General features: G+C 56.6%; 8 protein-coding genes. 3 read left to right on the top strand and 5 right to left on the bottom strand.

The annotated features are described in order from the left end of the window. Window positions 1–160 precede the first annotated feature (160 nt). Both ACFE7X_RS19340 and ACFE7X_RS19335 read right to left on the bottom strand, forming a co-directional pair. The gene (locus ACFE7X_RS19340) at window positions 161–889 is read right to left on the bottom strand and encodes a hypothetical protein (RefSeq protein WP_375437334.1); all 729 of its coding nucleotides are present in this window, start codon (window positions 887–889) and stop codon (window positions 161–163) included. 60 nt (window positions 890–949) lie between these two features. Then, a complete protein-coding gene (locus ACFE7X_RS19335) occupies window positions 950–1,198 on the bottom strand; it encodes a hypothetical protein (protein ID WP_375437333.1) in 249 nt (82 codons plus the stop codon). A gap of 147 nt (window positions 1,199–1,345) precedes the next feature. On the opposite strand from ACFE7X_RS19335, the gene ACFE7X_RS19330 reads away from it, so the two are divergent. Then, window positions 1,346–1,555: a hypothetical protein gene (locus ACFE7X_RS19330; RefSeq protein WP_375437332.1), complete on the top strand. Its 210-nt coding sequence runs from the start codon at window positions 1,346–1,348 to the stop codon at window positions 1,553–1,555. A 263-nt stretch (window positions 1,556–1,818) separates the two neighbouring features. Here ACFE7X_RS19330 and ACFE7X_RS19325 read toward each other — a convergent pair whose 3' ends face one another. Further along, complete coding sequence (locus ACFE7X_RS19325) at window positions 1,819–2,499, bottom strand: class I SAM-dependent methyltransferase (protein WP_375437331.1); 681 nt, start codon at window positions 2,497–2,499, stop codon at window positions 1,819–1,821. Window positions 2,500–3,058: 559 nt separating this feature from the next. On the opposite strand from ACFE7X_RS19325, the gene ACFE7X_RS19320 reads away from it, so the two are divergent. Next, window positions 3,059–4,993 (top strand): 7TM diverse intracellular signaling domain-containing protein, encoded by a 1,935-nt coding sequence (locus ACFE7X_RS19320; protein ID WP_375437330.1) that lies wholly within the window; start codon window positions 3,059–3,061, stop codon window positions 4,991–4,993. 146 nt (window positions 4,994–5,139) lie between these two features. Continuing rightward, window positions 5,140–5,778: a response regulator gene (locus tag ACFE7X_RS19315; protein WP_375437329.1), complete on the top strand. Its 639-nt coding sequence runs from the start codon at window positions 5,140–5,142 to the stop codon at window positions 5,776–5,778. Between the two features lie 186 nt (window positions 5,779–5,964). Here the strand turns inward: ACFE7X_RS19315 and ACFE7X_RS19310 are convergent, their stop codons facing one another. Together ACFE7X_RS19310 and ACFE7X_RS19305 are read right to left on the bottom strand one after the other, a co-directional pair. Further along, on the bottom strand, window positions 5,965–7,245 hold the full coding sequence (locus ACFE7X_RS19310) for an MFS transporter (protein ID WP_375437328.1): 1,281 nt from the start codon (window positions 7,243–7,245) through the stop codon (window positions 5,965–5,967). 84 nt (window positions 7,246–7,329) lie between these two features. Continuing rightward, window positions 7,330–8,607: FUSC family protein (locus ACFE7X_RS19305; RefSeq protein WP_375437327.1), on the bottom strand; the 1,278-nt coding region annotated here is incomplete at its 5' end.

Here is an 8,607-nt window from a genome sequence, read left to right as displayed (position 1 = left end):
CTCCCGAAGCTGGCGAAGCGTATCGAGGGGTGAAGAACCTTTTTCCATGTAAGCAGAGCGTGTAACGAAGGTGGGAATACCCAAGCCTTAAACGGTAGTGGGCGAGTGGCGTTTTCGGTAACCAGCAAGAGCCGAAGCGTAGGCGGCAACCGGCCCGAAATTATTTTCGGTCGAGGGTGGAGAGTCGGTCTTTCCGCCGCTGAAGCTTGGCCTTGCGTAGCTCCAACTGCTGGGCGTTCACGACAAGTTGAACGGAATCCTGACTGGCTTTGACCTTATTTTCGATGTTCTGCTTTTTCAACGACTCAATCTTTTCTAGGTTGCTCTCCGTGTTTTTAGCTAAGCTCGCCCGTTCTTTTTCCAGTCGTTCTTTTTCTTTTTCAGTTTCCCGCAACTCCTTTTCCGCCGCCTCAATTTGCTCCCGATACGCCTTGAGGCGGGCCGCTACGGCAAAGCTCTGAGCCATAGTACGCATGGCAGCAAATTCGGTCGGTGTACTCTCCGGGCTAAAGAACGATTTGGCGTCATAGCCTCCAAATACGGCCAGTTCCGTTACGCTGTCTGAAGGCGCCGTTACCAGGGCATAAAGGTCAATAAGCTTGCCCGACACGCTGGAGGCGGGCACTTGCTTGGCCGCTAGCACGTCGCGCTTGCCCACGCCGAAGGTGCCGTTGCCCTTGGGCTTGATGTTGTAGGTGTCTTTCAACCACGACTGCCAGAAATTGCGCGTCCACTCGGGGGTGCCGTCTACCAGCACCTTCGCAGCAGCCCGCTCACTCTTCTCGTAGTTGACGCTGTTGTCGCGCACCTCATACAACTGCGCGCTAACGGAACGACTTGCTAGCACGCACACAAGCAGGCCAAATAGGAAGGCAACTAAGTTTTTCATGGGAATGAAAATCGATGGAAACTGAAAAAGCAGCTTGCAAAAAGCAGCTACTTGGTGGCGCTAATAGATGTCGTGGCGCTCGAAGGTGGCTTGTAGATCTTGGTGCATATGCTGAAACCGATTGATAACGGCCTGCATAAATTCTTCGTCGAGCAGGGCGCGTACGTCTTCGTCGCTGGTTACGTCCATTTCGCTCACCTTATAAGTTTGTTCGAGCGGACCTCTTTCGAGCTTGATAAGGTACTTCCCATTCCAAGAGAAAAGCGTGATTTTAACCTCTGGGTGCGGAATATCGGCAAGCTGGCGCATGGCAGAAACAGGAAATGACAATGAATGCCCGAAGATAGGCACGGCCGCCCGACCAATGGGCAAAGCTCGACATAACACCCGACTTCGAGCGTCGTACCAGTACGGAATAAACAGTTCCTTATTGTTTCACTTTCAACACCTTGCAACATGGCACAAGGAGACAAGTCGGCCTATACCGACAAGCAAAAGCGTAAAGCCGAGCACATTGAGGAAAGCTACGAGAAACGCGGCATACCTGAGGAAGAGGCCGAAGCCCGCGCCTGGGCAACCGTTAACAAACAGGACGGGGGTGGCAAAAAGAGCGGTTCTGGCCGCAAAAAGCCCGCTAGCCGTAGCAAAGCCGCGGACGAAGACTAAGAAAGCTGCTGAATGATGTGAAGCCCTGCTTCGCGGCCCACGGAACTATCCTGCTTGCAGTAGTTTCATAGCCCGCGGAGCAGGGCTTTAGGTTGCATGAAACTGCTGCTGAGCGTACAGTGGAAACCGTTGCGCCAGCCAAGCCACCAACTGGAAAACGCGCCAACGAAAATCAGGCATGAGCGCAAGCTAGCCAGTGAAATGGCGAATTTGCTGTTTGCATTGTAGGCCTTGCACAAACAAAACGCAAGCTCACCGCTTCCTTATTTCAACTTCTTCTGCGCGACCAGCTTCACTAGCCGCATCTGTTGCAAACCGAAATCTCCCACGCCCACTTTCTCTTCGTAGCGCAGGACGGTGAAGCCAGCGGCGGTGTATAGCTTTTTTAGCTCGTCGGTATCGAAGACTACGTTTTCCCCGATTTTGCGCAGCTTGGTCGCGTCGCGGTGGAAGCCTTCGATAACCACCAGCCCGCCCGGTTTCAAACTCTGGTACACCTTATCGACGTGGTGGCGGCCCCCGGCGTAGATGAAGGCCACCAAGTCCCACCGACTGGTTCCGAAGTCGAACTCGGCGTCGTCTTGCACGAAGGTGGTGATGCGCAGATTAGCTTTGCGGGCGTTGTCCTGCGCCAAGTTCACGGCCTCATCGGCTATATCAACGCCGTAGGCATCCCACCCCTGGCGGGCCAGAAACAGCGTGTTGCGGCCTTGGCCCATACCCACATCCAGAGCCTTGCCGGGCGTACGGCCTTGGATAGTTTCGGCGAGTAGCTTGTTGGGATTGGCATTGAATGCCACGCGAGTTTCCTTGCCAGTCAGCACGGCATTCCACTTTTGCCGCTCCAGTTCCTTCGCTTCTTTTGGGGTCGGAACCTTCTGCTGCGCAAAACTCATACTCGTTGTCAACGCCAACAGCAGTGAAGCGGAATATAAAGATTTCATAAAGTCGAATCGCCTAGAAATTACTAGAGCAATGTAAGCTTATTTAGACGGCTTTTGTGCCACCAGCTTTACCAAATGCCCTATTTTGCCTGGCACTCTGTAGTGTTGGAGGGCCTGCTTACCTTGGGCGCTTATCGCCCTTTTCTGGTCTATCGACTGCCATGAGAAATTCCCTCCTGACTGCGCGGGCTTTATTACCCTAGCGGCGGCAGCCCAGCAACATGGGCACACCCCCGAACTACTATGGAAGCTCGGGCGCCTCAGCGAAATGCAAGTGTCGCCGGACCGCAAAACCGTCGCTTATACCGTCACCCGTTAGGTCGTTTCCGGAACGCTGATCTCAGCAGATATCTAGCTTGTAAATGCCCCTGCTGATGATGAATAAAATGACTGTCTGTCAATGAATTAATTTTAATGTAAGTGTCTTTTTAGGGCTAAAAACGCAAGAAATGAGGATGAACATTAAAAATTCTAAGTGCTAGCACTGAAAATATTACTTTGCGATAATAATATTGTATTATGTTTCCCATACGTGTCTTATCAATAATATAAAACGCTTGTGCTCTCGCGCTTATTAGGTTTTTGGCTACTCGCGAACTGGTTTTTGGGGAGCGTACCTGCTAAGGCAGGTTCAGTACCGCCCCACGCCCTAGCAGATACGCTTTACCTGAAAGAATCGAACGGCGCACACCTATCCGAAACCTATCGATACTACACCGAGCCTTTTCGTGCTCCGGCCCATGCGCAGCACGCCGATTCGCTGTGGCAAGCCGGCAAGTTCCAGGCGGGCCCCTGGCACCGCACGCTCAACCTCGGCTTTGTGCACCGTCGGCTGTGGCTGCGGCTGGTCGTGAAGAATACATTGCTTGAGAGCAGGCGCTTTCTGTGGAGCGTTTACAACTACACCGATAGTGCGGTCCTCTATTGTCGGCGACAGGGCGAAGTTGAATTCAAACAAATAGCCGCCGCTAGCTCCCGCGTACCGGCCGCCGAACGGGTGTTTCCGGCGCGAGGCTTGTGCTTGCCTTTTGAACTGGCAGGTGGCGAGGCCGCCGAACTATACCTGCGCATCGACCACCACGCTGGGGCACTGTACCTGCCCACCGACGTAACGACCACCGAAGATTTTCTGGCTTGGGAAGTGAACTACGTTTTCCATAAGCGCTGGATTTGGCTGGTGGGCTTCTACCTCAGCAGTGCGCTTTTCAACCTCGTGCTGTTCGCTTTTCTGCGCGACCGGATTCATATTTGGTATGTTCTGTACGTGGTATGCACCACCGTTTTCCTGCTCATGGAAGACGGCTTGGATGCCCTCTTGCTGCCTACCGGCCCGTATCAACTGCTCTGGAATATTGGGCAATTCAACTTCATGCTACTGGCGGCGGCGTGCGGCGTGCGTATCATGCAGTTGTTTCTGCGGCTGCGGGCCGGTTGGCCCCGGCTGCACCAAGCCGGCAACGTGTTGGCGGTACTGGCCCTGGTTTTTGTGGTTGCTTACTCGCTGCTGTACCCGGCGGCAGTCCGCAGCCACGGCGTTGGCCTTCTCGTGCTCAACGGCGGGCGCGAACTGCTGTTGGCGGCCATTTTCACCTACGGATGGGTGGTGTTGCTGGCGGCATTGCTCACTAAGCGCCGGCGCCGGCTGGCCGCTTACTATGGCCTCACGTATTTCTTTTTCTTCACGGGATTCATCTTGTTTTGGTTCAACCACATCGGCCTTACCAATCTGCACCTGATGCAACCCAACGCGCTGGCTTGGGGCTTATTTTTCGAGTTGCTGGTGCTGAGCGCGCTGCTCACCGGACGGTTCCAGCACACGCTTCGTCAGAACGCGCAGCTGCGCATCAAGCAGTTGCGGCAGCGCAATGTGCAAAGCGCCCGGCTTATTGCGGCCCAGGAAGAAGAGCGGGAGCGGCTGGCCCGCGAACTGCACGATGCCCTCGGGCCCAACCTAGCCGCCCTGCACCTGGCTTGGCAGGGCCGGGCCGTGCAGCAAGCCATTGCGAGTTCGCCGGAAGCTGCCGCCGCGGGCCGGCACACCGAACTGCTGCTGCGTCATCTGCGCGACGAGGTGCGGACTTTCAGCCACGCGGTGCTACCCGCCGAGCCAGGAATAGGTGGGCTGGCGGAGTCGGTGGGGGCGCTGGCGGAACTACTCAACATCTACGGCACTCCTACCGTGCGCACTTTCTGCGACGAAGGCCTCGACCAGCTTCCGCAGCCTCTGCAAACGGCAGCTTATCGTATTGCCGCTGAATTGCTTAACAATGCGGTGCGCCACGCTAGCGCCACCCAGGTGCAGGTACAATTGCTGCGACTCCCTACCACGCTGGAAATAATGGTGGAGGACAACGGCGGCGGCTTCAAACCGAAATCTACGGGGGCTGGTATCGGGCTGCGCGGCGTGTATGCCCGAACCGAGTATCTGCGGGGTGAAGTACATATTGATAGCACCGAGAAAGGCACTTTCATAGTTGTGCGTTTGCCTTGCTGATGGCTGCTCAGCTTTTGCTTGTCGGATGTTACCTGTTGAGTTGGAGAATCCAGAGTTGTTTCAGAATTTATTGCTCTGAGCCATCCTTGCTCAACTACACTTCTTAGCTTGATTATTCGCTACTCCATCAACTCACCAGTTTGCTTATGCCGTGTCGCTTACTCATTCTGGATGACCACCTGATGCTGATGCAAGGGCTGGCCCGGCTAGTAGCCGAGCTGCCCGATTTGCAGGTGGCCGGGCAGTTTAGCTCGGCAGAGGAACTTCTTGCTTGGCTTCCAGCCACTAACTCAGCGCCCGCCGATGTGCTACTGCTCGATTTACATCTGCCCGGCCTCGATGGGCTAACGCTGCTGCCGCTGCTGCGGCAGCAATGGTCGGGCATGCGCGTACTCGTATTTAGCACTGCCTCTACCCCCGAGCTAGTCGAGCGTTTGGAAGCGGCGGGAGCTAGTGGCTTCGTCCCCAAATCGGCCGATGCCGACCACTTATTGGCGGCCATCCGGACGGTGTATGCGGGCAAGCTGGCCTTTCCGCCTTGCTGTCAGCCAGCGGCCCCACAACTCCCCCACAACTCGCCCCAGTTGCTGCTACACCGTCTTTCCGCCCGCGAAAAAGAAATTATTGGATTGGTGCGCTCGGGCCTTACCACCCGCGAAATGGCCAACCAGCTTTCTCTGTCGGAGTTTACGGTGAGTACGCATCGCCGCAACATCATGCACAAGCTTGAGTTGCACAACGTAGCTGCGCTGGTGCAGTTCGCCCACAAGCATGGTTTGCTGTAAGTGGCCCGCCAGTTGCAGCCTAGGCACTTTTGCGGCCTAAGCTGGAAGCGCCACGTTGCCCCGCCCGCTGGTAGTTGATTAAGAGTTCGGGTTCGCGCTAATGCAGCGCTTGAATAAGGGTATCAATGGAAACTGACCCGCCAAAATATCTATACGTTAAGTTGGCAAGCCAACTGCAACCAACTGCTAATCTGCTGTTTCGGCTACGGCAAGCACCTGCGACGGGCGAAGCAGCCAGACCAACCAAAGTACCACTACACTGCAAAGCAAGCCTAGTACGGGCACGGTAATACTCTCTAGCAGCCAGCCCGTGAGGTAGGCGCCACTCACGCCGCACAGGTTCACGAGAGCCATGTAGGTAGTGAACTGCGAACCTTCGATGCGCGGCTGGCACAAGGCCATGAGCAGTGGCAGGGCGGCTACGCTCAAACTTGGGTCGGCGAGGTTCCAGACCAGCAACCCCACGGTAGCCACGGCCGGATTGTGCCACCATAAACTCAGGCCGCAGAACAGCAACAGGAAGCTACCCAGCCCGAACAGCACCCGGCGCTGAAGCCGCTCGGCCCCAATCCGGTCGGCGAGCGTGCCACCGGCCACTACCAACGTGAGGGTAGCCAACGTGCCCCAGCCGCCTTGCAGAATCGAGACGTCGCCATCGGGCCAGTGCAACACTTTGATCAGGTGGTAGGAATAGGCCCAGCCAAACATACCCAAACACAAATAGGCCACGGCAATAATTGCGAACAGCCGCAACGTGCGCGGCTCCGTAATGGCCCGAAATAACTCCTGAAACAGCCATTTCAATGGCGGGTTGTCGTTGTGGCGGCGAGGCTCCCGGCTGGCCCCGAAACGAGGCAGAAGTTGGTCGGTGCGGTCGAGGCGGATGAAAAAGGTGAGTGCCGTGAAAAACAGCAGAGTCCCCGACTGCGCCAGCGCCGCCTCGAAAAAGCCGTAGCGGTGCAGCAGCCACGAAAGCCCCGCCGCGCCCGCCGAGATACCCAACAGAAAGCCCCCGCGCATAAAGGCATTCACCCGGCCGCGCTCCACCTCGGGCACCACCGCAATGGCAATGGCATCTACGCTGGCATCCTGAATGGAAGCAAATACACTGTGTACCACAAACGCCAGCTTCAGCAGAGGCAACTGCGCCACCGGGTCGTCGATGAGCAGCAAGGCCAGCGAGGCCAGCGCGGCTACTAACTGCGTGAGCACCACCCATTGCTTGCGCTGCCCGATAATGGATTCTTGGTACTTATCAATCAGCGGCCCCCACACGAATTGCAAGGCCCAGGGCAACCCCACAACAGCCGAAAACGCAGCCACCGTAGTCGAATTCAAGTTTTTACCCAGCAGATAATTGACCACCGCCGTCATGCCGAAGCCTGCCGGAATGCCCTGCATCACATATAGATAGAAAAATGTGAAGTACCGCAGGCCGGTACTTTCGCGGAGCACAAGATGAGACACAAAAGCAGGCTAAAATGGCGGCAGTTGGGAGATGCCTTTGAGGCAGGCAGTAGGTAACAGCTACGCTTCCAAAACTTCCCTTTCTTACTTCAGCACCTCTTCCGTCACTTTGCCGATGTCGCCGCTTACTTTCTGGATGAAATCCAGCTGCTCAGTAAGCTGCGGGTCGGGGGGGACGGTGGTTTCGGGGCGGGTGGGCGGCGGGGCGGCGTCGGTGGGGGCAGCGGGCAGCTCTGGCTCGGCGACGTCGAGGCGGCGGAGGCTGCGGTGTAGCGCTTGCTGGGCCTGGCGCACGGGCCGCAGCAAAGTGCTGCTGCCGAGAGGGTTGCGGCTCTCGTGCGAAAGCAGAGTTGAAGTAATGGAAGCCACATTAGAGGAAAGTATGTGGTTGAGCACCACAAACTCGTGCACCTCGGTGGGGCGGTGTTGCTTGGCGCGCGGCTCCGACATCATGCGCTGGAAGGCCGCCGCCAGGTTGGCGGAACTCACGTACACTTCCTTGCGGGCCAGCTTGTAGTCCACTTCCGCCACCGACGAGCCAAGCAAGGTTTCGGTTAGGGTTTGGAGGTAGCGCAGGTTGGCGCGCAGCACCGCCTTCATAAAGTCCTGCAACTGATCGGATTCCCAGTTCGGAAACAACACGTAACTGGCCGCAAACGCAATCAGGCAGCCAAGCACGGTGTCGAGAACTCGCTCTTCTACTACCTGTAAATAACCCAGGCCCAGGAAACTGAACAAGATCAACACGAAGGGCGTCATGAACGTAACGGCCACGATGTAGTTGCTGCGCGTAAAGCTGAACGAGGTCAGCATAAACACGAACAGCAGCGCCACCAGCGCCATCCGGTCTTGCACCAGCCACAGCACCAGCCCGCCAATAATACCGCCCGCCAGCGTGCCCAGCACCCGGTGAATATTGCGCTCCTTGGTTAGGCTGAAAGCCGGCTTGAGCATGTACGTAGTGGTCATCAGAATCCAGTAGCTGTGGTGGCTGGGCAGCAGCACTTTAGCTACCACGTAGCCGACCAAGCAAGCCAGCGCCATTCTTACCGCGTGCCGAAAAACGCTGGAGGTGAGCGTAAAATGGCCGCGCAACTCTTCCAGCGCAAAGCTCTGGTGCGACACAAACCGCCCGAACTCCAGCTCGCGGCTAGCCGGAGCGGCAGTGCCATCGAAGTAGGCCAGAATATCTTGGAGCCGCTGGCTGAGGTTGCGCAGGTTCACCAGAATCTTTTTCAACACTAGCGTATGGCCCGGTTGGGCGGGGTCATCAAGTGAATCGATGTGGGCCTTGAGTTGCTCTAGACTGGCCGTAAGTTGGAACCGCGACGTGTAGCTGCGGTTGGCTTGAACCGCAAAGCC

The sequence above is a fragment of the uncultured Hymenobacter sp. genome (assembly GCF_964242765.1).
Classification (GTDB): domain Bacteria; phylum Bacteroidota; class Bacteroidia; order Cytophagales; family Hymenobacteraceae; genus Hymenobacter.
Note: the sequence above shows the minus strand (reverse complement) of the source record. Positions and strands in the feature narration are given on the sequence as shown.